Source organism: Tumebacillus lacus, assembly GCF_026410385.1.
GTDB lineage: Bacteria > Bacillota > Bacilli > Tumebacillales > Tumebacillaceae > Tumebacillus > Tumebacillus lacus.
This window is the reverse complement of record NZ_JAPMLT010000004.1, coordinates 208,193-225,942: the sequence shown is the minus strand read 5'-3', so window position 1 is coordinate 225,942 and position 17,750 is coordinate 208,193. Positions and strand designations below refer to the sequence as shown.

Genomic DNA, 17,750 nt, shown 5'->3' with positions numbered 1-17,750 from the left:
TCTTATTTGTGGCTTATTACAGTCTGGACTAACGAACTCTAAGGCTGATACTGCTCAAACCACTTGTCGATGTACCCCCGCCACTCGGCCCCTCGGTACCGCAACTGCTCACTGGTGGCGAGCCGTGCATAGCACTCCTCTTTGGTTGCCTCGCAGTAGACCAACTCAGCCCCGAGATCAGCGGCCAGCTTCTCTCTCTTGTACTTGTCAGCATACCCGCCGATGATCCATGCATTGCCCCACTTGCCAAGGCGTGTGCGGATGTGGTCGATCAGCAGGTTGTGTATGCCGATCACGTTGGTGTAGAGGTTGTCCGGCTTATTGAAGGCTGGCAGACAGGATACCGCTTCATACAAACGGTCCATGTCGACGACCAGGTCGCCGCGCTTCATTTGCTGGGCGACGTGCGTCTTCTTGCCGGCCATTGGTGGGCCGTAGATGATGTGGACGCTCTTTCGCAGGTCGTAGCCGAACCGTGCGTGCTCTTGGTTGTGGCAGTCGCTACAAATCAGCTCGACCTTATCAGGATTTAGGCTGATGCCGTGGTCGTGCACATTCTCCGGCGTCAGTTCGATCTTGTGGTGGCCGATGATCTCGACCGCCTTGGCAATGATGTTGTCGCACCTCTGGCAACGGTTGCCGCGCTCGGCGATCAGCGACTGCCGGAAGTTTCTCCACTTGCGCGATGCGTAAAAGGTCTGCAGGACGCTGTGCCGCGCTATCTTAACCGCCTCCTTTCGTGTTCTGGTAGAATCTCTGCTGCTCGATGATCTGCGCCATACGCGGATGCCCGGACACTTCCTGCATCGATTGCTCGAACGCTTCCGGGCTGTGCTTCTGGAAGATCGTCATGAACAAGCTCAGGTACTCGCCCATCAGCTCGAACTGATAGACGCGTTCCTTCAAGTCAACCATGAGCTTCATGTGCTCGCGTGTCTCTTTGGAGAGTGCCGTCATCTCGTAGACCTTGCGTTTCAGTTCCTGATGCATGTGGCCAGCCCACCGACCAAGATAATCAGGCAGGCTGTCCCCGCCCGATACGATCCGGTGCTCCAACTCCTGCATCCGCTCCTCGAACAAGTCGGGCAAGTTGTCGACCAGATCGAAGCGGGCCATGAGTCTGTTCGCCATCTTCAGGTTGGTCTGGATGACGTCGAAGTCCTGCTGGACCACGTTGACCAGGGCGCGCTCGTTGCTGACGATTACTTCCCTCTTGTTCTGGTTGAGCGTGTCGATGTAACGCTGCACGGCGGCATGCGAGATCTTTTCACCCGCCCAACCCGAGCATTCTTCCGCGATGTCGCGCACCGACTTCCCATTTCGTACTCCGGCGGCCACGATCTCTTGGCACCCATGTTGCTCGATCTTGGACTGTCTCGCCATGTAACGTTACACCTCCTTGCTGACAGACCCGAGACGTGACAAGGGATGGTCGTTTGTCGGGACATTAGATGTAGCTTTTATTCCGTTACACTGTAACGGTTCGGGTCGTTTTGTATCGTTACACCGTTCATCCAACCCACTTCCGGTGGTGATACTTCAACTTTTCCGCAAGAGCATTGCGATGTTGACGATTCTCTTCAAAAAAGCCAACTCGCTTGGCGATCGCCTCGTACCTCCCAAGCCTGCGGAGGTAAAGACCAGCCATAAAGCAGTGCCACCATTTCATGTCATTTCACCCACCTTATAGGAATTTGTATTTTCTCGTTGAATTCACCTAATATGGAAGGAGGTGAATTTATGAGAAACTATCAGCAGTTTATTGAATGGCTTGATGCAACGTACATCGGCAGACAATACTTATCGAGGCTTACCGCTGTTCTCCCGGATCCGAACTCCGTAACCTGTTTGGCAAATGATAGATACGGCGAAGATCTCGAGATCAAATTCGTCGCCTTTGATGCTTCAATGCTAGTAAAGGGATTCTTGAAATTCCCCAGGCCCACACCCGAGGAATGCATGATGCAACTCGAAGTCTTCTCTTTATCTCTTGTGAAGAGCAAGCTCTTGTCGTACGAAACTTATGATGCATACGGATCTCGAATGTTGGACGGTGAATTCAAGGAACTTGCCCTTACATTGACCTTCGACGGCAGAGAAATCACACTGCGTAAAACAGACTATCCGCATCAAACTAACCTCTTCGACCAAGCCGTGACAGCCCTGATGTCTAGTAGATAAACGTCGATTGCCGCCTTTTTGGCGGCATTTTTTTGAATACGACGATGTCTTCTACGCTGGCTGGACCGTCGAGCCCCGAGGCATATTCATGATCTCAGGTCCTTTGTCGCCGACGAGTTGAAGACCAGCAGTGGTGATCTTGCCGCCAGCGACATAACCTTCCGGTGATTCACCTGCCAGCTCGTAGAAGGCACGCTCCAACTCATTACGATTCGGGTGAGTCGTGATCGCGGTGGCCGTCAACTCTGCCAGTGCCTTGAATTTGTCAGTGCCAGTGATGTCGAGTTTCACTTTGATCTCTTGCATTGTTATCAACTCCTTCTTTGGGATATAAAAAGCCGCCTATCCAGTTGGATGGCGACTAATGTGCTTCGACGGTATGCACTGGGCCAAACTTCGCGAAGTCGGCACGGTGTTTTTCGATCAGACTCTTGATTTCAGCCAGGTTCTTCTTTACGAGGTCATCTGCCTTGTCTCGCAGCTTCTCCGCACGCTCCAGCGTTTTTTTATAGGCGGGACTGACGGGCGACGGAAACTTCATCTTGCCGATCTTGGAACGAATCTCGTTGATCTCCTTCGAACGGCGGGTGATGCTTTTGCTTAAGACAGCGATCGGATAAACAGTGCCGCATGCTTCGTGCGGGCACTTCTGGTAGCTGTAAGTCAGGTTCGCGATCTTCTGCTCATGCATGTTTTCGGTGAATGGTTCTTTGCACGCATCGCAGACGATGATTTTTTGGGTGTGCATGCCGCATCAACTCCTTTCCCTTATTCTAGCAGACAGCGTTCGGCTGTTGCACAATATAGAACTCATTCCAAGCCAGCCGATGATAGGTCACCACGTAGTAGAGATCTATCGGGTCCATCGGGTCGTTCTTGACGCGCACCACAGCTCGCCGACAACCGCTCCATGCTTTGGACTGCTTCCACTGACTGGACTTCACGCCAAGGGGTCGCTTTGCTTCATCGGCTCCATCCAGTAGCGCGACGATCTGACCACGCTTCGTGCTCCTCTGATGCCGCCACTCGACAATGTCACCGATCTTGATCGCATCCCAGTACATGTAGTAGTTCATGTTCGGTGCCGGCAACAGCAGTTGCGTTGTCATCGGGTCGGCCCGCGCCGGATCGCGTCTACCATGTCAGCCATCTCACCGCGCGGTTCGCGCTGCTGTGTCTTGTTGCTCATGTCCTTGCCCTCACTTTCTATCGTGATGTTGATCTATGGCACTGGTGACAGGACTCGAACCTGCGACCTACCGCTTAGGAGGCGGTTGCTCTTTCCTTCTGAGCTACACCAGTATGGGTAAAAGAAAAAGCACCGCGGCCGCGATGCTTACTTACCATTCATTTGCTTGTGCCGTGCATTTCTCTCCACTGGCTGATGATCAATTTGATAAACTCATGAAATGTCGTTGCCATTCTTTCAAGGTCATCAACACTAAAAGTAATGCAGTCTCCGTTTTTCTCGTCGACTTCCAGCCCTATGCTCTCTACTTTCTTTTTATCACTTTGGTTTCTAATGACGGTGCCGTTATGGACTAAACAATTCCTGAAGACGTTCCAGGCTTGTATCTCCTCCCACAAAGACCCAGTTAGATCCATTCCGATCACCTTTTGAAGGTATCTTACAGAGCGAAATACCGCCGAACCCTTCATATCGTCGAGTGTGATCTTCGTCTCCAGTGTGCCTTCGTACTCCAAGCAAACACTGTTCAGGCAGTTCTCGAACGAACTATAAAGAGATATTGCAACTCCAATGCTGAGTTGAGGGAGGTAATGGTAATGGGACATGTCAATACCTTGAATTATCTCACCGATATCACCATAGTCGTAGTTTTGATACACTTCATCAATGAAACGAACCATATTTTTGATTCCGTACATCTCCAACTCAGCGATATAGTGTGTCATCTCCACCGAACCGGAACCATTTAGTATTTCATGATAGCTGTTGAGTAACTCCTTCGGCAACATTTGATCATCACCCTCCTGAGATCGAAATTCGACATCAGGACTAATAACACCTACATGTGGAAGTGCACCAGATGCTCGTTCTTCCTTACCCTATCACTCGTTTCAGAAAATAAGCGATTACTTCCGCCCTCTTCTCTTCTGGAATCTGATTGGCCACCCACATGAGATCATCAAACTCCTTTGACTTGGGCGGGTATTCGATCCCTCTCCGCTGCGCGATCGTCTTAATGTCGTCTTCTGAGTAGTCGCGATAGCTATTGATACGCTTAAAGACGACTCCTTCGTCTTCCATCTTCGCTGTTTCATTCTTTACGTCGTTGGTCGTAATACCAAGCTTTTTTGCGACTTCACCGAGTTTCATCGAATCCACACCTCAATTAACGTTTATGAGATGATTATTCGGTGATTATCGCTGAACGCCTTTCGGTAAATTGCACCTGTGTTTCCATAATTATTAAGATTTGGAGCGGGCGGCGGGACTCGAACCCGACTTAGACGGCTTGGAAGGCCGTTGCCCTACCCTTGGGCCACGTCCGCATGTGAAAGGGCCGCCGAGGTGTCAGCGCGGCGGCCGGTGTATGTGCTTCTCTTTTACCTGTGTGGTGGATGTTGTTGGGGTCTTACGCTTATCTAGGTCCATGTCATCGTGTTGTCCTCCTTCTCTTGTGAAATAGAAAGACCGCCTGCAGCACTCCAGTGGCTGTAGACGGTCTATCCATCAGGTATGTGTCGAGTCCCCGAGCGGCTGTGTGCTGCTGTGGTTCTCTCGGGCGACTCGATCTCGACACTATCATAATAACTTGGAAATCTATCAAAAAACCGCCATCTTACCGTCAGAAAACCGTCACTCAACCGTCACCACCTCAATTCGCATTCGTGATGCCCATGAAGTGTGCGAGCATGCCGATGGCTTTCTTCTTGTAACGGTCGTGGGTCTTCTCCGAGATGTTCAGAGACTGCCGGGATGCTTCTACGCTTTCATCTTTCAGGTAGCGCATGCGGATCAGTCGTGCGTAGGGCTCGTTGTAGTAGGCCAGCGTCTCGATGGCCGCTTCGATCTCCTCCTGGTAGTGGCGAAGATTCTCCAGCTCTGCCTTTGCCTGCATCTGCCGGTGCGCACGTTCGATCGCCTTGTTTTCCGTGCCCATGATCACCTCAAAGCGGTCTCTGTGCATATCGACGTTTTCTGCCATGCCGATCGCATAGCCGTATCGCTCGTAGTTATTGCGGGAGGCCACAGCGGTGCCAATACGGCGGATCAATTCGTCGATCAACCGAAGATCCGCCGCCTCAAACTGGTCGTGGTTTTGGGCACGGAATTGCTTCAACGCCACGAGCTTGCTGCTGAGAGCGAGGATGTCCGTGTGGTCGGCCATGTAGGTACGCCAGATCTCGGCCAACTTCTGCTCATGCTCAGTGAGGTACTTTCGCTCTGACATGCGCTTCAGTTTGTCATGGACCAAGGAGAGCAGATCTTTGCCGCCGGCCATCGCGCTCTGCGTTGCATCGATGTGCATGCCGTGACCGATGCTGATCTTCTGCAGCACTTTGATGCGGCCTTCGTTCTGCTTGTAGAGTTCCAAGCGGCGCAAAACTTCCTGTTCGACCTGCTTGTAGCTGAGCTTAACTTCCATACCGCTGAATACCATTTGATCCGCTACTGCTGCCGTCTGTGCCATCTTCGATCTCCTCCTGGTTATGTGTTGGTGAAACGCTACTTGCCGGCCTTCTTGGCTGCGGCCGCTAAAATCTCTTCCGTCTCACATACTTGACAGATTTGCCTCTCATCCTCTGATCGTCCCATCGGGAACTCGCAGACCCAGCAGCGTGGTCTCTCTTCCATTTGCCCCCTCCTTGTGAAACGCCGAAAGAGAGCTCATAGGCTCTCGAAATTCGGCTTGTTGCTATGCGGTTTCCGGTCTGCACTCCCCGGCGCGGACGTACTTGACAGTGATCGCTTCTACGGACGACATATCAAGGTGCGCCAGCCCCGTGCGTCCGTCGATGTTCGCCCACGAGATCTTGCTTGCAATCGACGATCTGCTGAACTCAAAGTCTTTCAACGTGATCTCGATCTGGTTCCCGCTCTTCATGTACAAGGTGACATGTTGGTGATAGCGCGGTTCGGGTTCGCTCATCGTCTATTCCTCGCCTCCTGTTTGATGCTCTGCGCTTCCGGTACCACGATGCCAGTTGCCCATTCCGCAAAGTACGGAAGCGGCTCACCCTTCACCGTCTTCGTCATGCGCGGCGTCCGATACAACACGTAGATGCTCCGAAAGCCGATCACTGTGCGCTTATGACCTCGCTTGTTGTGGTACGTCACTCCGGCTACGATCTCATGTGCTTCCATCAACCTCTCCCCCTCTTCCGTCATTCTCCGTAGGACAGTTCGACGACTTCCGCTTCGCAGTCATCGTCCGTCATCGTGTCGAGCAGGGCTTCCTCATAGCCGATCTCTTGCAGCAGTTTGCGGTCCTTGTTCATTTAGTTCACTCCCCTCGGATTAGTAGCCGTTGAACTCGGGCATCGAGTTGTATTCCTCATCGGTCATCTCGCCGATCTCAATGGAGTAGTCCTCGTTGTCAGGGCAGTCAGCGGGCGGGTGCCACGTCTCGCCGGGCTTGTGTGCCTTGACCTGCTCCGTCCATTCGGCGACCAGTTCGTCTTTGCGGATGCCGCATTCGAAGTAGGCGGGGTGCAACTCGGCAAGATCTGCGACCAACTCGATTACCGCATCTGCCGGGTTTACAAAGGTCGGTCCAGTGCCGGCCGGGATCTCCGGTACGAACGTGGCGAATTTCTCGGTTTGGTTTGCGGATTGCGCGACCGGGAACGCGATTTCCGATTCCCACACAACGAACTTCCAATCGCGCTCGCAGCCCTCGGCGGTGGTGTTGAAGTAGTCGACTTTGCACCGGAACACCTGCCCGGCGTCGCCGTCCGGCAAGAAGTCGAATTTCAGTTCCCAGCAGTTGTTGCCATCCAAAAACTCGCCAGTGTCGTTCTCGCCTTCAACCAAAGTGCGAGGCTCATCAGGATCGGTTGACCGTGGTGGTCGTAGCCGATCAGGGCGTTGATAAAGGTCGCTGTCGGTGCGTCTTTGCTCGGTTGCTCAATCATGACGTTCAGCAGTTGTTCGGTCATCTTCATTTCCTCCAATGCCCTACAGGGCGAGTAATCTAGGCCAAGTATCTCTGATCGATCCGTAGCTCCCGATCCTTATACCGGGGGACGAACTTGCCTTCTTTTTGCAGTTGCCACGCTAACAGGATGTTCGGGTGATAAACGATGATGTATCCGTAGTCCTGACCGTGCATGTATTGGTCGTAGGAAGTGTCGCCATCTTCAATTTTCTTGTGGGCGATGTCTCCCTCTTCGTTCAGGAAGCAGAGAGTGCGAGGTGATGGTTTGTTCCCTCTTCGAACGGGCATTTTATATGCCGGCTCGTCATCATTATCAAAATCTTCGGCACCAACCTCGTCACTGATCTCCTCATCGATCTCTTCTTGCTGCTGTTCCGTTTCAAACAGTGAGATCTGAGCTGTCGTCCTCTTCCCCACCTTCTCCCTCCTCCTCAAACGGTCCGATGTCCTCACCGTAACTGCCCTTGTACATTTTCCGGTCATGGTTCCAGCAGTGCTCACACATTCGACCGCCATCTCGATCTCGATCAAACATGTGCGGCGGGCGCAGCTTCGGGCGTACCTCATCGCACCATGCACACTGACCGCCGTTCTGATACTCAGCCTCGATCTTCGCTAATGCCTCGTCAGTCAGCTCCACCGTGCCGATCACCGGCGCGGGTCCGAGGTCACAGATGTCGTACTTGTTCGGTACTCCGTCATAGCCGCGCACCGGCATGCCGATCAATTTCATATCCGGCTCGCTGTTCAGATCGATCACCAGTTTGCCGTCCACCAACTTCAACTCAAACTTGTTCATCGTCTCACCCCTTCAATCGAATCGTCGTAACTTCTTGCGTTCGGCAGGTGTACACCGTGATTCCCGTCGTCATCCGCACTGCCCGATCCAGGCTTTCATCATCCGAGTAGTAGAGCGGCAGTCGGTTCAGTCCCGCCTCCCCACCGCGCCGCCGCAGGGCTTTGCGGACGGCTACGGCGTTATGGCGGTCTTGTGTGATGGTCTCGTGCAGTTGTCTCGGGGTCATCTTCTTCTCCCTCCTCACAGTCTTCGCAGTGGTTCCGCTGACGGCGTTCTTCGTCGCCGTCGCGGAACTCGCCACAGGTTAGGCAGATGTATTTCATGAGGTCTCGTCTTTGCCTCCTTTGATGACCTGCAGGTTGAGTTGCGGCCTTGCTTCTTTCGTGATCTCGATGATCTCGTAGGTGATGTCGATCAGTACACCTTGCAGGCCTTTTTTATTTCTCCACCACTGGCACCCGTGATAAGTGAGCAGCTTTACCTTCACTTCCTCACCTGTCCTGGGGGTTTCCAACTCAAACTCTTCATTCGGAACGGGGAGTTCTGTGCCAAACGGCCACCGGATTTCATCCCGTCGAGTGTCCCTGTGTGCTTCTACCGAATACCGATCTCCTTCCCAGCGGATGAATAGATCGACGTCGCATGTTGCGCACTTCCCCCACATTTTCCAGTCTCGGACTTTTGACTCTTCCTGTGGATCACTATGGTTCTGCCCGCATGCCGGGCATACAACATTGTGTTTGGTAGGTGCGACGCTTGTGATATCAGGCGCAGAGGGAGGGCGGCGGCTGGGTTTGGGATTGGGCGAGCGTTTGGTATGTGCTTTGCAGCGGCACGTCTTGACCTCTTGGCCTGTCTGTCCGCACCGCTCCCGGCCCGCACCGTCGACGTATGTGGTCGACTTGCTCATGCGCCCACCTACACCGCAGCCGTCTCGGCCACCGCCAACTCCACGGCCTCGTTGAAGCGCTCTTGCAGCACATCAATCGCCTCTGCCATTGTCAGTCCACCCTCGACCAATCTGCCGATCAGACATTTGGTCAGGTCTACATAGACCTCCGTGAAGTCTCCTACTCCGTGCGCCACGCCTTCCAGTTGGTCGTCGACCGTCTCTTTGTTCACCGCGAACAGAGCGTGGTCACCACTTGCAACAATGTCCTCTTTACCTGGTTGGCTGACCGTGATCGTTACCTTATCCATCGTTGGTGCCTCCTCTCCACTCACTGTTTTCCACATATCGGGCGGCCGTTTGCGTCGAGCAGCGGCGTCAATCCGGTTCCCCCGGTCCCTGTCGGCATCAAATATTGGCATCCAGTATCTTGATCGGTGATGACCACGACTCTGTCCCATCCAGCAAAACGAGATGTTTGTTTTGCGCTAGTTTGCTCGGTGCATCCGACCACCGCTGTAATGGCGCCCAGACACATCAAGCAGATGATGGCGATGCGGTTCATGCGGACTCCTCCTCTACGCGCGGCCCCTTGTCGCGGCACTCGTCGCTGCAGTATGCCGGCTCGTCGTCGTCTTCGAACGGACCGAGCACGTAGACGTTCTCACAGTGCAGGCACTCTCTCGACGGGTCGAGGGCATCCAACTCGCCCTCCAGATCGAAGTTCTTCTGCTCGATATCCGTGCGGATCTCAGATCGGATAATCAGCGACTCACGCAGGCTGGCGATGACCGCGTCCTTCCGCTCGTTCTCCTCCTGCAGGCGAGTGATCTCGTCGGCCGCCATCTTCATCGCCGCGCCGAGCCCGCTGTGCTCGGTTCCTGAGAGGCAATCTGCCGTCCTCCGCAGGTGTTCGACGGCAAACGGTACGTAACTCATTCCTGTTCACCGCCGTTTTGTTCAAGGTGATCAGCGTAGATGCGAAGTAGCGATGCTTCGGCGATCGGTTCGAGGAAGTCGTACCGCTCTTGGTCGAGATCTTCCTTGGTCTCAATGGTGATGTAGTACTCACCGCCGTTCATCGGCGGGTACAAGGTGATCCGTCCGGACAGCAAGCCGAGGTCGAACCGCAGTTTTGTCGAGCTGTAAGAGTCGAGCCCTTTGGCCTTGACAAAGTCTATCCATGCCTTGTTGATCTTGGAGTTCTTCTTCGCGGTGTAATACCCAGTGCGATCCGGCTGCTTAGAGAATTGGTCGCGGTACTGCTCCGCCGGCTGTTTCATGTACAAGCGCTCGGTGTAGAGCGCGAGGTTCTTTTCCATCGGACAGCCGATCAGCGCCTCGATGGACTCTTTGTTGGCGATGTATGCGTCATCTTGGGTGTGGTAGCGGTGGAACTTCTCCCACGCCGGGGTTCCTTGCTTGATCCGAAAAGACTGTTTCATGTTTGGTTCTCCTCTCCTAATGGGTCAGTGCCGGCTCTTTGACCTCGATGTCTTGCGGGCGTACCCAGATCTCCTCCGCGCTCATCAGCCAGTCGTTTTGTTCCTGAGCCATCAACGTGAGCAGCATCGTCTCGGCGATTGCCTGAGCTGCTTGCGGCGGGACGGCATTGCCGATGCGTTCGCGCCAGCGAGCGTCGTTCTTTCCAACCAGTTGGAACGGGCGGCCGTCGACGAGCGTTTGCGGGAAGCCTTGCAACATCGCAAGTTCGAAAGTGGTCAGCGGGCGGTGCCATGCGCCGCCGTGCGGGGAGAGGATCACCCAAACCCCATTTTCCTTGTCACCCGGTACGTCGAAGGCATCAGCGGTCGTGCACTGTCCATCGCACTGATTGCGCGGGTCGGCGACCGCTGCGGCACCAGCGTGGATGTCGCCTGAGCCAATGATCGTCTTGCCCGGTTGGTTCCAGTCCTGGACACCGTATGTGCCGGCTCGCGGTGCGCATCCGATACGCGGGTCTTCAATTGCAGGTGCGCCGCTCCCGAACCGTGTGCCCGTTACGCACGGTCCCGGCTCGTTCCACTTCACCACTTGGTAGACGCCCGGGTGCTTGCCGCTGGTGGCGTTCAAGCGGGTGTCAGAGACGCAGATACGGCCGTTCGCTACGTGCGTGGCTCCGGTGACGGTGCCGCTCTGTCCTTCCCACTTCTCGACCCGGTAGTGCGAGATGTGGCGGTTTGCGCTGCAGTTGCCGCCGCGCGGGTCGGCTATTGCCTGTGCTCCGTTCGAGCGTCCCACGCCTTGGCTACCAGTGACGGCGTTTGCCGGGCGGTTCCAGTCCAGAACACCCCATGCGCCGTTGCGCGGGTGGTACGAGAGCTTGTACTGCGTGTGATCGATCTTCTCAAGGTCTCGCCAGTCGCCACCCGGTGGGATCATCGCCAGCCGCATCCAGACCTTCCATTGCAGGTTCGGGAGGCGGTGGAGCGGCCCGCAGGCTTCCGTGTCCCCCGGCATCGGGAGCGGCCCGAGCACTTCGCCGATAGTCTTGAGCGGGCGCTTCGGCGGCTTGTAGACAAAGTTGCTCAACTTCTTCTCGTTGCGGGCAATCAGCAGGAACCGCTTGCGGATCTGTGCCAGCCCGCCGATCTCGCCGCAATCATGCGATGCCTCGTGGAAAGCGTACCCATAGCGGCGAAGCAGCGTCTTGATCTGGTTCAGGAGCGATGCGCCCCGGGTTGCGATGCGGGGCACGTTCTCAAGGATGAACAGCGCGGGCAGATCGTCCTCGAAAGCGTCGAGGCAAAGTTTGATGCCCCGCACCGTGAGTTGATTCAGCGCTTGGTACTTGCTCGTCGATGCCGACGCTTCCGGCAGCAGGCCGCTGAATCCTTTGCAGGGCGGCGAGGTGAAAACGACGTCTGGGTACTCGCCGCCGCATGCGTCCCGCATATCTGCCCCGGTGACTTCTTGCCAGTCCTCCGGCGGCTCCTTGCCGTGGAAGGCGATGTATTGCTCTCGGCTGAACAGGTCCATGCACACGCCCGGTGCACCAGTGATGTTCTCAAAGTCTTCGCAAATCTCAGGCACTGCGTCGATGCCAGCGAGGGTGCGGAACTTGCCAACCACGCCCCGCCACTCTTGCGTCGCCCACTGAAAACCAAGTGCTCCGCCCCCAATGCCGCTGAACAGCGACAGGGTCTTGTACTCCGTTCTGATCTCTGTTGTGATCATGTTCAAGTTCACTCTCCTCTCCTAAAAAAGGCTGATCTGCCCAAATGCCTCTTCTTCGGTTTTGCTGGTCCGCCTGAGATGGCATATCCGCGCCAAGGCTTCTTGCAGCTTCGTCGACTTGACAGCAGTCCACTCGCCGTTTGCGCTCACTTCTGCATCGCACCAACGCCGATCGGAACCAGCGCCCTTATACAGCCACTTGACTCTGTACAGTTGACCGTCGAGATAGACGTGCATTGGCTCACTGAGAATTTCAATTGTGTAGCTCTTAGGTCGACCCGGTTGCGATTGGACCTCGTCTATGGTTCTCCTCTCCTTTCGGGTTGCCCTAAGCCGACTTTCGCGAACGGGCCGCCTTCTTCTTGCCGCGCGGTTTCAGCACCGCCGATGCAGCGCGTGGCTTTCTCCGCGTCGACTCCAGCACAATGGCCGCAGCACGGCGTTGTTCCATCGTCAAGTTCGTGTCTGCCACTTGGCGTCGCAGCTCGCGAGCTCCGAACAGCCACTGCCGTTGTTCCTCATCCTCTGCCCACTGCTTCCGAATCAGGTTCAGCTCCTTCAAGCTGATCAGCACGATTGGCTCCAGATCCTCTTGAGCACGTAATTCGTTGACTTCTTCTTGTGTCGCCAGCAGGCGATCCAGCATGTATTTTCGTGTCGGCAAGGACACACAGCCTTGGCCGTATCCCAACCGCTTTCTGTTCCGCATGAAGCCTGTGCGGTTTTGCGGGCTAACCTTGCTGTCCCAAAGTTTCTTCATCTCCGAGCGGAAGTTCGCCAGCGGCAGCATCCACGGATGGCTATCACTCATGTTATCCAGGCTCTTGTCTACCGTGATCGGTAAGCAGATCCAGCAACCGAACCGCGTTCCGCATGCGTGTCGGCCCTTGGTCGCTCCATATGGGTTGAGAATGCCGCACTCACCTGTTCCTTCACGGTAGATCATCCGTAGCTCTATGCTGCTTCCCCAGAGGAAGGGCGCTTGCAGGAACTCCCACAACTCGTCCGCATCCCAATCTCGAATCGGGGTGTAGAAGCGGATGCCTTTCTGATACGGCGAGTAGCCGAACCGACTGTCCCGTTCCTCTGCATACTTTTTGATGGTGCGCGCCCGGCGAGCGGACTCTTCATCGCGAGATCCAAGGAACAACAGCGATGGTTTCAGTTTTTGCAAGAATTTATTTTGCGGCTCAATTTTGAGCGAGTGGGTGCAGGTGCGGTCCTTCCCGTTCCCCGGCGGCGGATAGCCGCATCCAATGTGCTGGTACCAGAACGACCGTTTCGTCTCCCGGCTGACGATGTGCGATGTGAGCGGCGCGCCAATCGCGGCGGCCCACTCGTTCACCTTCTCGGATTGGCGGTGAGCGTAGATCGACATGATCGGGTTCTCGACCTTCGTGTCGCTCGTCACCACATGTACATGCCGCCACCAGTCGCCTTTATCGATCTCGGCCAGCGCCCAGGTCACGAGTGCCAGTACCGCGCTGCTGTCTTTCCCAAAACTGCAGGCTATGGACCAAGGCCCGGGGGTGGAGCGGTCGAGGTAGAGTTCTTTGATCTCATCGATGACCGCTCTCACTTTTTGTTCCAGCGGCACTCGCTCTTCGACGATCTGCAAAAGCGGTGCCGGCTCATCTTCGAAGAAGCTCAGTTGCTCAAACTGCATGGCGCTTGCTGCCATCTCTCACCCTCCTTTCCTGTACCGGATCACTTGACCTTCGGGGGTCTGTTCGATCTCGGGTTTGATCTCGTAGCCCTTGCTGATCAAGCGGCGTTTGTGACCTTTCACCAACGAGGCCGGCATGGCGACGCTGGCGATCCATCCACTGTCTACCGGCACCAACTCGGATATGTCGTGCTGGTTCTCATCAGACGGTCGCCAGATGATCTGTTCGGCGGTGCTGCTCATGGGCGCCCCACTTCCGGCATCTCGTTCCATTCCCGCCCATCGAGGAGGCGGCCCGCTGCCTTTTTACCGACGCGGTACATGAACGGTGCACCCTCTTCCAGACTACGACGGACCGTGCTGTACTTCGCCACGCCGTCGTGGTGATCGGCAGGCACCCATTCGCCCCACTGCTTGAAGAAGAACGGCACCCCCTTCGCATCGCACTGATCGCGCAGACTCCTTACCCACTCCGGATGTATCGGCCGCGCCCCTGATCCACTCTCGCCTCCAACGATGACCCAGTCGATCCCTCGACCCGTCGCCCATTGATCCGCCTCAGTGAATACGCACTGACCAAGTTGGTGGCGGATATCAACCGGTCCCAACAGCGGCTCGCAGCTCAGGAACCGCACCGCAGCCGGCGTCTGCAACAGCAGCGGGATTCGTTCGTCCGCGGCCTGCTGGTTCTCGACCGATACCCCGAGCCAGATGTTTTTAGGCGGTTGCCACGGTCCAAGGTCTTCGGTCAGTCCTGCATCCTCGTAGCTTTTGATCCACCACTTTACAAACTCCAGCATGCGCGCTGGCCGCTTGGTCAGGACTTGGAACTTGTGATCCCCGCATTGCCACATGATGTCAAACACTTGCCCGATAAACTCGAACGGCACCTGCTCGTGGAACAGATCGCTCATGCTGTTCACGAACACACGGCGCGGCTTCTTCCAGCTCAGCGGCTTCCCCAACCGTACGGGGTGCATCGTGACATTGTGCTCAGCGTTCACCGCCGTCCACGGCTTGTGACCGTTACCAAAACCGTCGAACCGCTTGTCGATCCCCTCGGCGTAGCAGTTCGCGCATCCAGCCGAGACCTTGCTGCATCCCGTTACCGGGTTCCAGGTCTCGTCTGTCCATTCGATTGCGGTGCTCATGCGCCCTCACCGTCCGTTTCCTTCGGCCCGTAGCCCTTTTTCTGCAACTGAATCGCGATGTAGGTCATCTGCTCTGCGGGTGTCAGGTCTTCGAATCCATCGGGCATTCTGATCAATGCCCGCGACAGGAGATGACAGGTCGCGAAACTTTCCGGCGGTGCTGGCCTTTCCTCCCGCACATCTATCACCCGATCGTCATAGTCAATTTCCAGATCGATCTTCATGCATACCGCCCTCCGTTCCGCTTGATGTTGAGCTTGCGTTTCCACAGCCGTAAGGTAGACCAGCCGATCAAAAGTTTCTCAGCCGCCACGAACTGGTTCGGCATAGCGTTCAGGGTCTTCACTAAGGCCGTGCGCAAATCCGTTTCACCAGCCTGCTCAAGGACGATTCGAACCGTCTGAGCATGTCGTGATTTACCGTGTGCGGTGCCGACCTCAATGGCTTTCTTCTTTCGCAGACAGCCGCAACTTTTTGTGTTGCCGTTCTTCATGCTCTTGCTTCGGACTTCTGCATATTCGCCGCAGTCACACTTTACTTGCCAGCGTTGATTGCCGAGGTATTTCAGGCACGTCAGTTTGCCGAACTTCTGACCGGTCAGATCGATCCACGCTGCCATCCGATCTCACCTCATCTTCCCGCCGAGGTCGTAGAGCCAGATGCCGACCGACCCGCCGATCCGAATACCTGCATCGTCCAGGAGGCGTTTCAAGGTGCGCTTGCTCATGCTGCGCCAGCCTCCTCCTGCTCGACTTGAGCAAACATGTCGCGGATGAACTCCATCGCCGTCTCATCCGTCCGAAAAACATCCGCACCGTTCATGACCGCCGAGAAGACCCATACCACCCAGCGCGACTTGTCGAGATAGAAAATCACTTGTGTCTCACCCTTGCGGATTTCGAGCGCCCAGTAACCCGGCATCGTGACCTCGTGATTTTGTCTCACCGTGTAGCCGCGCTCTGCCATCTCCCGGAACAACTCTTTCCACTCCTGCGAGAAGGTCGCCATCTGCGACTGAGTGAGGAAGACCCCACCGCGCCCCTTCGGCCAGTACAGGCAGCCGTGCTCATTCTCCAGCCATCGGATCGCTATGGCCCGGGCTTCGGCGTGAGTCTTTGCATAGTCCGCCTCACCCTTCCCAGACCAAACCAACCATCGGCCCATGCTCGGTGCCATGATGACCCGGGCTTCATCGTTTTCACGGATGATCACCGATCCGCCATCTACGTACACCCCGTACCCGCACTGTTCAAACGCATCCGCAAATTCAGACCATTCAGAGCCTAAGATCACCCGAAGTTCTTTCGTCAGTTTCATGATGCTGCTTCCTCCTCCCAGAAGATGCTGAGCTGTTTCGCCTTTATCAGGCGGTTCCGTTCCGTCAGCGCGTCGGCGATTGTCTGCGCGGCCCGCTCGTGCACCGCGATCAGATCCGCCAAACTCTTCGCGTCCGACCCGTTGACCATCTTGTTCAAAAGCTCCCTGCATGCCGCCGGCACGTTCGGGTGATATGCTCCGTGCTCGTCGTCGGCCCACGTTTCGCCGTCTCGACGCTGGATGACGATGTTGACCACTCCGTCTTTCGCCGTGTCGCTGATGATCCGCCAGTCGTCTCCGATCTGGATCATCACGACGCAGTCGCCTCCGAATCGATTCCGATATCCGTCAGCACTTTCCGCATCTCGTCGGCGGTCAGTCGAGACAGGAGCTTGTTCGTTCCGTCCGGGTTAAGGCCTACGGATTCTTTGATAACCGCTTGCCACTCTTTCGGGGTTTTCAACCCCATCGTCCGGAAAGCATGATTGAGTCGATGGAACAACGTGACTTGGGCAGGGTTCATTTGTCGCGCCATCTTGTCACGCCCCCTTCCGATCACGGCGGCGGTTGCGGCCACCGACTTCGTAAACCGAGACGAACGGCTCGATGCGCTCCATCAGACGCGCTGCCTTTTTCCAAGCGTCTCGGTCGTCCTTCGCGTTGGCGAAGTGACTTTCCAACTCCTGCGGACTGAGATTAGACGTGAAGATCGTCGGCAGCCGGTTCATGCGGTTTTGCAGGATCGAACCGATCACTTCGTCTCTCGTCCACTGCGTCAGCGGCTCGGCACCGATGTCGTCCAGGATGAGCACCGAGGCGTTGATCATGGCATCGATCTTCGCATCAACCTCGCCGGTTCGAATCGCGCTCTTGATCTCCTTCGTGAAGTCCGGCACGTATACCACGATGGTGTCGACGTTACGCACGGCCAGCTCATTCGCGATAGCGCCGACGATGCCGCTCTTCCCGACCCCAAAGTTTCCACGTAGGTAAATCCCCTGTGTCGTTTCCCCTCGCTTGAATCCGTCGCAGAACTCCATCGCGGCCGTGATCGCCTTCACTCGCAGAACATCGAACTCCAACTTGTCGAAGGTCATCGCCATCGCTTCGGGGTCCATGTTGTGACTCTTGATCAAACTCCGCACCGCCATGTGCTTGTCCGCTGCCGCCTGCTTCTGGCAAGGAGCGAAAGTAAAACCGTAGCGCGGATCTGTGTGCGGTTTCCGCCGATGCCCAGCCAATTGGTTGGGGCATGAAGCGAGGCCGGGGCAGTTGGAGCAGTTCTCGTACTCCTTCGAGAAGTCGGTCAATTCAATCACCGAAAAATTATGATCGGGGTACTTCTCCCGAAGTTCCCGGACACCGGGCATCGCGTTGTATTCGGCTTGCAGCTTCCAAGGGAACTTCTGCGCCAACAACTCCTTGAGCCCGCTAGACCCTCCGATTG

32 protein-coding genes and 2 tRNA genes are annotated in these 17,750 nt (G+C 55.8%); 2 read left to right on the top strand and 32 right to left on the bottom strand.

Features of this window, described 5'->3' with window-relative positions; all coding sequences use genetic code 11:
* Positions 1 to 38: 38 nt before the first annotated feature.
* Positions 39 to 575: an ATP-binding protein gene (locus OS242_RS10525; protein WP_407702112.1), complete on the bottom strand. Its 537-nt coding sequence runs from the start codon at positions 573 to 575 to the stop codon at positions 39 to 41.
* Between OS242_RS10525 and OS242_RS10520 the strand changes: the two genes are divergently transcribed.
* The gene (locus tag OS242_RS10520) at positions 538 to 693 is read left to right on the top strand and encodes a hypothetical protein (protein WP_267151641.1); all 156 of its coding nucleotides are present in this window, start codon (positions 538 to 540) and stop codon (positions 691 to 693) included. The genes OS242_RS10525 and OS242_RS10520 overlap by 38 nt on opposite strands.
* A gap of 30 nt (positions 694 to 723) precedes the next feature.
* Here the strand turns inward: OS242_RS10520 and OS242_RS10515 are convergent, their stop codons facing one another.
* Entirely contained in the window at positions 724 to 1,383 is a 660-nt protein-coding gene (locus tag OS242_RS10515) for a hypothetical protein (RefSeq protein WP_267151640.1), read from the bottom strand.
* A 357-nt stretch (positions 1,384 to 1,740) separates the two neighbouring features.
* Between OS242_RS10515 and OS242_RS10510 the strand changes: the two genes are divergently transcribed.
* On the top strand, positions 1,741 to 2,181 hold the full coding sequence (locus tag OS242_RS10510) for a hypothetical protein (RefSeq protein ID WP_267151639.1): 441 nt from the start codon (positions 1,741 to 1,743) through the stop codon (positions 2,179 to 2,181).
* 51 nt (positions 2,182 to 2,232) lie between these two features.
* Here the strand turns inward: OS242_RS10510 and OS242_RS10505 are convergent, their stop codons facing one another.
* The 30 genes from OS242_RS10505 to dnaI all read right to left on the bottom strand — a co-directional run bounded on the left by OS242_RS10505 (position 2,233) and on the right by dnaI (position 17,673).
* On the bottom strand, positions 2,233 to 2,487 hold the full coding sequence (locus OS242_RS10505; RefSeq protein ID WP_267151638.1) for a hypothetical protein: 255 nt from the start codon (positions 2,485 to 2,487) through the stop codon (positions 2,233 to 2,235).
* 55 nt (positions 2,488 to 2,542) lie between these two features.
* Positions 2,543 to 2,929: a hypothetical protein gene (locus OS242_RS10500; protein ID WP_267151637.1), complete on the bottom strand. Its 387-nt coding sequence runs from the start codon at positions 2,927 to 2,929 to the stop codon at positions 2,543 to 2,545.
* 25 nt (positions 2,930 to 2,954) lie between these two features.
* Entirely contained in the window at positions 2,955 to 3,290 is a 336-nt protein-coding gene (locus OS242_RS10495; protein ID WP_267151636.1) for a hypothetical protein, read from the bottom strand.
* A gap of 116 nt (positions 3,291 to 3,406) precedes the next feature.
* Positions 3,407 to 3,483 (bottom strand) — tRNA-Arg (locus tag OS242_RS10490).
* 45 nt (positions 3,484 to 3,528) lie between these two features.
* The gene (locus OS242_RS10485) at positions 3,529 to 4,158 is read right to left on the bottom strand and encodes a hypothetical protein (RefSeq protein ID WP_267151635.1); all 630 of its coding nucleotides are present in this window, start codon (positions 4,156 to 4,158) and stop codon (positions 3,529 to 3,531) included.
* Between the two features lie 85 nt (positions 4,159 to 4,243).
* Entirely contained in the window at positions 4,244 to 4,519 is a 276-nt protein-coding gene (locus OS242_RS10480; RefSeq protein ID WP_267151634.1) for a MerR family transcriptional regulator, read from the bottom strand.
* A gap of 101 nt (positions 4,520 to 4,620) precedes the next feature.
* A tRNA-Gly gene (locus OS242_RS10475) sits at positions 4,621 to 4,695 on the bottom strand.
* A gap of 326 nt (positions 4,696 to 5,021) precedes the next feature.
* Positions 5,022 to 5,837: a hypothetical protein gene (locus tag OS242_RS10470; protein WP_267151633.1), complete on the bottom strand. Its 816-nt coding sequence runs from the start codon at positions 5,835 to 5,837 to the stop codon at positions 5,022 to 5,024.
* Between the two features lie 225 nt (positions 5,838 to 6,062).
* A complete protein-coding gene (locus OS242_RS10465; RefSeq protein WP_267151632.1) occupies positions 6,063 to 6,296 on the bottom strand; it encodes a hypothetical protein in 234 nt (77 codons plus the stop codon).
* Entirely contained in the window at positions 6,293 to 6,511 is a 219-nt protein-coding gene (locus OS242_RS10460) for a hypothetical protein (RefSeq protein ID WP_267151631.1), read from the bottom strand. Before OS242_RS10460 ends, OS242_RS10465 begins: the two co-directional genes overlap by 4 nt.
* 153 nt (positions 6,512 to 6,664) lie before the next feature.
* Positions 6,665 to 7,180: a hypothetical protein gene (locus tag OS242_RS10455; protein WP_267151630.1), complete on the bottom strand. Its 516-nt coding sequence runs from the start codon at positions 7,178 to 7,180 to the stop codon at positions 6,665 to 6,667.
* On the bottom strand, positions 7,120 to 7,305 hold the full coding sequence (locus OS242_RS10450) for a hypothetical protein (protein ID WP_267151629.1): 186 nt from the start codon (positions 7,303 to 7,305) through the stop codon (positions 7,120 to 7,122). The genes OS242_RS10455 and OS242_RS10450 overlap by 61 nt, the downstream gene beginning before the upstream one ends.
* Positions 7,306 to 7,340: 35 nt before the next feature.
* A complete protein-coding gene (locus OS242_RS10445) occupies positions 7,341 to 7,721 on the bottom strand; it encodes a hypothetical protein (protein WP_267151628.1) in 381 nt (126 codons plus the stop codon).
* Entirely contained in the window at positions 7,684 to 8,103 is a 420-nt protein-coding gene (locus OS242_RS10440) for a hypothetical protein (RefSeq protein WP_267151627.1), read from the bottom strand. Before OS242_RS10440 ends, OS242_RS10445 begins: the two co-directional genes overlap by 38 nt.
* Positions 8,104 to 8,107: 4 nt before the next feature.
* Positions 8,108 to 8,329, bottom strand: a complete 222-nt coding sequence (locus tag OS242_RS10435) for a hypothetical protein (RefSeq protein WP_267151626.1) — start codon at positions 8,327 to 8,329, stop codon at positions 8,108 to 8,110.
* Between the two features lie 93 nt (positions 8,330 to 8,422).
* Positions 8,423 to 8,590 carry a hypothetical protein gene (locus tag OS242_RS10430; RefSeq protein ID WP_267151625.1) on the bottom strand — a complete coding sequence of 56 codons (168 nt, stop codon included), beginning with the start codon at positions 8,588 to 8,590 and terminating at the stop codon, positions 8,423 to 8,425.
* A 431-nt stretch (positions 8,591 to 9,021) separates the two neighbouring features.
* Positions 9,022 to 9,303 (bottom strand): hypothetical protein, encoded by a 282-nt coding sequence (locus OS242_RS10425; protein WP_267151624.1) that lies wholly within the window; start codon positions 9,301 to 9,303, stop codon positions 9,022 to 9,024.
* Between the two features lie 20 nt (positions 9,304 to 9,323).
* Complete coding sequence (locus OS242_RS10420) at positions 9,324 to 9,557, bottom strand: DUF6440 family protein (protein WP_267151623.1); 234 nt, start codon at positions 9,555 to 9,557, stop codon at positions 9,324 to 9,326.
* Positions 9,554 to 9,931 carry a hypothetical protein gene (locus tag OS242_RS10415; RefSeq protein ID WP_267151622.1) on the bottom strand — a complete coding sequence of 126 codons (378 nt, stop codon included), beginning with the start codon at positions 9,929 to 9,931 and terminating at the stop codon, positions 9,554 to 9,556. Before OS242_RS10415 ends, OS242_RS10420 begins: the two co-directional genes overlap by 4 nt.
* Positions 9,928 to 10,437, bottom strand: coding sequence for a hypothetical protein (locus tag OS242_RS10410; RefSeq protein ID WP_267151621.1), 510 nt, complete (start codon positions 10,435 to 10,437; stop codon positions 9,928 to 9,930). The genes OS242_RS10415 and OS242_RS10410 overlap by 4 nt, the downstream gene beginning before the upstream one ends.
* Positions 10,438 to 10,453: 16 nt before the next feature.
* Positions 10,454 to 12,169, bottom strand: a complete 1,716-nt coding sequence (locus tag OS242_RS10405) for a DNA cytosine methyltransferase (RefSeq protein WP_267151620.1) — start codon at positions 12,167 to 12,169, stop codon at positions 10,454 to 10,456.
* Between the two features lie 328 nt (positions 12,170 to 12,497).
* On the bottom strand, positions 12,498 to 13,850 hold the full coding sequence (locus OS242_RS10400; RefSeq protein WP_267151619.1) for a phosphoadenosine phosphosulfate reductase domain-containing protein: 1,353 nt from the start codon (positions 13,848 to 13,850) through the stop codon (positions 12,498 to 12,500).
* A gap of 3 nt (positions 13,851 to 13,853) precedes the next feature.
* Entirely contained in the window at positions 13,854 to 14,078 is a 225-nt protein-coding gene (locus OS242_RS10395; RefSeq protein WP_267151618.1) for a hypothetical protein, read from the bottom strand.
* Positions 14,075 to 14,986, bottom strand: a complete 912-nt coding sequence (locus OS242_RS10390) for a DUF5131 family protein (RefSeq protein WP_267151617.1) — start codon at positions 14,984 to 14,986, stop codon at positions 14,075 to 14,077. Before OS242_RS10390 ends, OS242_RS10395 begins: the two co-directional genes overlap by 4 nt.
* Positions 14,983 to 15,210 (bottom strand): hypothetical protein, encoded by a 228-nt coding sequence (locus tag OS242_RS10385; RefSeq protein WP_267151616.1) that lies wholly within the window; start codon positions 15,208 to 15,210, stop codon positions 14,983 to 14,985. The genes OS242_RS10390 and OS242_RS10385 overlap by 4 nt, the downstream gene beginning before the upstream one ends.
* Positions 15,207 to 15,605 (bottom strand): hypothetical protein, encoded by a 399-nt coding sequence (locus OS242_RS10380; RefSeq protein ID WP_267151615.1) that lies wholly within the window; start codon positions 15,603 to 15,605, stop codon positions 15,207 to 15,209. Before OS242_RS10380 ends, OS242_RS10385 begins: the two co-directional genes overlap by 4 nt.
* A 104-nt stretch (positions 15,606 to 15,709) precedes the next feature.
* On the bottom strand, positions 15,710 to 16,303 hold the full coding sequence (locus OS242_RS10375; protein WP_267151614.1) for a hypothetical protein: 594 nt from the start codon (positions 16,301 to 16,303) through the stop codon (positions 15,710 to 15,712).
* Positions 16,300 to 16,614 (bottom strand): hypothetical protein, encoded by a 315-nt coding sequence (locus OS242_RS10370; RefSeq protein WP_267151613.1) that lies wholly within the window; start codon positions 16,612 to 16,614, stop codon positions 16,300 to 16,302. Before OS242_RS10370 ends, OS242_RS10375 begins: the two co-directional genes overlap by 4 nt.
* Positions 16,614 to 16,838, bottom strand: a complete 225-nt coding sequence (locus OS242_RS10365; RefSeq protein WP_267151612.1) for a hypothetical protein — start codon at positions 16,836 to 16,838, stop codon at positions 16,614 to 16,616. Before OS242_RS10365 ends, OS242_RS10370 begins: the two co-directional genes overlap by 1 nt.
* Positions 16,839 to 16,842: 4 nt before the next feature.
* A complete protein-coding gene (gene dnaI / locus OS242_RS10360) occupies positions 16,843 to 17,673 on the bottom strand; it encodes a primosomal protein DnaI (RefSeq protein WP_267151751.1) in 831 nt (276 codons plus the stop codon).
* Positions 17,674 to 17,750 lie beyond the last annotated feature (77 nt).

Coding starts and splice junctions, on each gene's coding strand:
- OS242_RS10520 (WP_267151641.1), top strand. CDS start 538: ATGCCGTGGTCGTGCACATTCTCCGGCGTCAGTTCGATCTTGTGGTGG.
- OS242_RS10515 (WP_267151640.1), bottom strand. CDS start 1,383: ATGGCGAGACAGTCCAAGATCGAGCAACATGGGTGCCAAGAGATCGTG.
- OS242_RS10510 (WP_267151639.1), top strand. CDS start 1,741: ATGAGAAACTATCAGCAGTTTATTGAATGGCTTGATGCAACGTACATC.
- OS242_RS10505 (WP_267151638.1), bottom strand. CDS start 2,487: ATGCAAGAGATCAAAGTGAAACTCGACATCACTGGCACTGACAAATTC.
- OS242_RS10500 (WP_267151637.1), bottom strand. CDS start 2,929: ATGCACACCCAAAAAATCATCGTCTGCGATGCGTGCAAAGAACCATTC.
- OS242_RS10495 (WP_267151636.1), bottom strand. CDS start 3,290: ATGACAACGCAACTGCTGTTGCCGGCACCGAACATGAACTACTACATG.
- OS242_RS10485 (WP_267151635.1), bottom strand. CDS start 4,158: ATGTTGCCGAAGGAGTTACTCAACAGCTATCATGAAATACTAAATGGT.
- OS242_RS10480 (WP_267151634.1), bottom strand. CDS start 4,519: ATGAAACTCGGTGAAGTCGCAAAAAAGCTTGGTATTACGACCAACGAC.
- OS242_RS10470 (WP_267151633.1), bottom strand. CDS start 5,837: ATGGCACAGACGGCAGCAGTAGCGGATCAAATGGTATTCAGCGGTATG.
- OS242_RS10465 (WP_267151632.1), bottom strand. CDS start 6,296: ATGAGCGAACCCGAACCGCGCTATCACCAACATGTCACCTTGTACATG.
- OS242_RS10460 (WP_267151631.1), bottom strand. CDS start 6,511: ATGGAAGCACATGAGATCGTAGCCGGAGTGACGTACCACAACAAGCGA.
- OS242_RS10450 (WP_267151629.1), bottom strand. CDS start 7,305: ATGACCGAACAACTGCTGAACGTCATGATTGAGCAACCGAGCAAAGAC.
- OS242_RS10440 (WP_267151627.1), bottom strand. CDS start 8,103: ATGAACAAGTTTGAGTTGAAGTTGGTGGACGGCAAACTGGTGATCGAT.
- OS242_RS10435 (WP_267151626.1), bottom strand. CDS start 8,329: ATGACCCCGAGACAACTGCACGAGACCATCACACAAGACCGCCATAAC.
- OS242_RS10425 (WP_267151624.1), bottom strand. CDS start 9,303: ATGGATAAGGTAACGATCACGGTCAGCCAACCAGGTAAAGAGGACATT.
- OS242_RS10420 (WP_267151623.1), bottom strand. CDS start 9,557: ATGAACCGCATCGCCATCATCTGCTTGATGTGTCTGGGCGCCATTACA.
- OS242_RS10415 (WP_267151622.1), bottom strand. CDS start 9,931: ATGAGTTACGTACCGTTTGCCGTCGAACACCTGCGGAGGACGGCAGAT.
- OS242_RS10410 (WP_267151621.1), bottom strand. CDS start 10,437: ATGAAACAGTCTTTTCGGATCAAGCAAGGAACCCCGGCGTGGGAGAAG.
- OS242_RS10405 (WP_267151620.1), bottom strand. CDS start 12,169: ATGATCACAACAGAGATCAGAACGGAGTACAAGACCCTGTCGCTGTTC.
- OS242_RS10400 (WP_267151619.1), bottom strand. CDS start 13,850: ATGGCAGCAAGCGCCATGCAGTTTGAGCAACTGAGCTTCTTCGAAGAT.
- OS242_RS10395 (WP_267151618.1), bottom strand. CDS start 14,078: ATGAGCAGCACCGCCGAACAGATCATCTGGCGACCGTCTGATGAGAAC.
- OS242_RS10390 (WP_267151617.1), bottom strand. CDS start 14,986: ATGAGCACCGCAATCGAATGGACAGACGAGACCTGGAACCCGGTAACG.
- OS242_RS10385 (WP_267151616.1), bottom strand. CDS start 15,210: ATGAAGATCGATCTGGAAATTGACTATGACGATCGGGTGATAGATGTG.
- OS242_RS10380 (WP_267151615.1), bottom strand. CDS start 15,605: ATGGCAGCGTGGATCGATCTGACCGGTCAGAAGTTCGGCAAACTGACG.
- OS242_RS10375 (WP_267151614.1), bottom strand. CDS start 16,303: ATGAAACTGACGAAAGAACTTCGGGTGATCTTAGGCTCTGAATGGTCT.
- OS242_RS10370 (WP_267151613.1), bottom strand. CDS start 16,614: ATGATCCAGATCGGAGACGACTGGCGGATCATCAGCGACACGGCGAAA.
- OS242_RS10365 (WP_267151612.1), bottom strand. CDS start 16,838: ATGGCGCGACAAATGAACCCTGCCCAAGTCACGTTGTTCCATCGACTC.
- dnaI (WP_267151751.1), bottom strand. CDS start 17,673: ATGCCCGGTGTCCGGGAACTTCGGGAGAAGTACCCCGATCATAATTTT.